This window comes from Frankia sp. CoWAU3, assembly GCF_977971855.1.
In genome coordinates, this window is the sequence record NZ_CDWWXB010000039.1 from 20234 (window position 1) to 21995 (window position 1762).

Annotated in this window: 1 protein-coding gene; it reads left to right on the forward strand. The window is 72.2% G+C overall.

Features of this window, described 5'->3' with window-relative positions:
• Window positions 1–1491, forward strand: a 1491-nt coding sequence (locus AC08ON_RS06250) for a cobaltochelatase subunit CobN (RefSeq protein WP_476616612.1), incomplete at its 5' end; no start/stop codon positions are given.
• Between the last annotated feature and the right edge of the window lie 271 nt (window positions 1492–1762).

The following is a 1762-nucleotide window of genomic DNA, read 5'->3' on the forward strand; positions in this document are numbered from 1 at the left end:
CCCTCGCCAGCGACCACCCCCTTGCCCCCCTTGCCTATCCAGAGGGATAAACCAGCCACAAAAGCCTCTGGAAAGGCAAGGAAAGTCCACGGTCCGGCAGACATGGACGCGGAGACCGACCCGGTCCGGGAGACGGTGGCGGCCGTGCTGCGGTTCGCCGCCACGGAGATCGTGCCGCGGCTCGCCCGGACCACCGACGAGGTCACCGCCGTGCTGCACGCCCTCGACGGCGGCTACGTCTCGGCCGGTCCCAGCGGCTCGCCGCTGCGGGGTCTGGTCAACGTGCTGCCCACCGGGCGGAACTTCTACTCGGTCGACCCGAAGGCCATCCCCAGCCGGCTCGCCTGGGAGACGGGCCAGGCAATGGCGACCTCCCTGCTCGATCGGTACCGGGCCGACACCGGCACCTGGCCCGAGTCGGTGGGCCTGTCCGCCTGGGGAACCAGCGCGATGCGCACCTCCGGCGACGACGTGGCCGAGGTGCTCGCCCTACTCGGCATCCGCCCGACCTGGGACGAAGCGTCGCGGCGGGTCAGCGGGCTCGAACCGATCGACCTCGCCGAGCTCGGCCGGCCCCGCATCGACGTCACCGTGCGCATCAGCGGCTTCTTCCGGGACGCGTTCCCGCACGTGGTGGCGATGCTCGACGACGCGGTCCGGCTCGCCGCCGGCCTCGACGAGACCGACGAGGACAACTTCGTGCGCGCCCATGCCCGTGCGGACCTCGCCGGGCACGGCGACGAACGGCGGGCCACCCTGCGTATCTTCGGCTCCCGGCCGGGGGCGTACGGTGCCGGGCTGCTGCCTCTGATCGACAGCCGTAACTGGCGCGATGACGCCGACCTCGCCGAGGTATACGCGACGTGGGGCGGCTACGCCTACGGCCGCGGGGTCGACGGCACCCCCGCCCGGGAGGACATGGAGTCGGCCTACCGGCGGATCGCCATCGCCGCGAAGAACGTCGACACCCGCGAGCACGACATCGCCGACTCCGACGACTACTTCCAGTACCACGGCGGCATGGTCGCAACCGTACGCGCGCTGACCGGCCGGGCGCCGGCTGCCTACATTGGCGACAGCACCCGGCCGGAGGCGGTCCGCACCCGAACGCTGTCCGAGGAGACCTCCCGGGTCTTCCGCGCCCGGGTGGTGAACCCGCGGTGGCTCGCGGCGATGCGCCGGCACGGCTACAAGGGGGCGTTCGAGATGGCCGCCACCGTCGACTACCTGTTCGGCTACGATGCCACCGCCGGCGTGGTCGCGGACTGGATGTACGAACGGCTCGCCGCAACCTACGCACTGGACCCGGAGAACCAGAAGTTCTTCGCCGAGTCCAACCCCTGGGCGCTGCACGGCATCACCGAACGGCTGCTGGAGGCCGCGGCGCGCGGCCTGTGGGAGCACCCGGAGGCCGCGACCCTCGACGCGCTGCAGGAGCTGTACCTGCGTACCGAGGGCGACCTGGAGGATGGTCCCACCGGCGACGCCTGAGATCGCCGGGTCCGGCCAGGCCGGTCCGGCCAAGTCGCAGGGCAGCAGGGCCGGCGGGCAACAGGGCCGGCGGAGGACAGGTGGCGGGCCACCTCACGCGTCACGACTCCCGTTCTCACGACTCCCGTCACGGCTCCACCGCCACCATCGGGGAATCGGGGAATCGGGGAATCGGGCGGCGCGGAACCCGCCACCGCGGCGGACTCGACCGGGCCTCGCTATCCGTTGACGGATGACATGTCGGGATAGCGGGGGCCCGCCACGCCCGCCC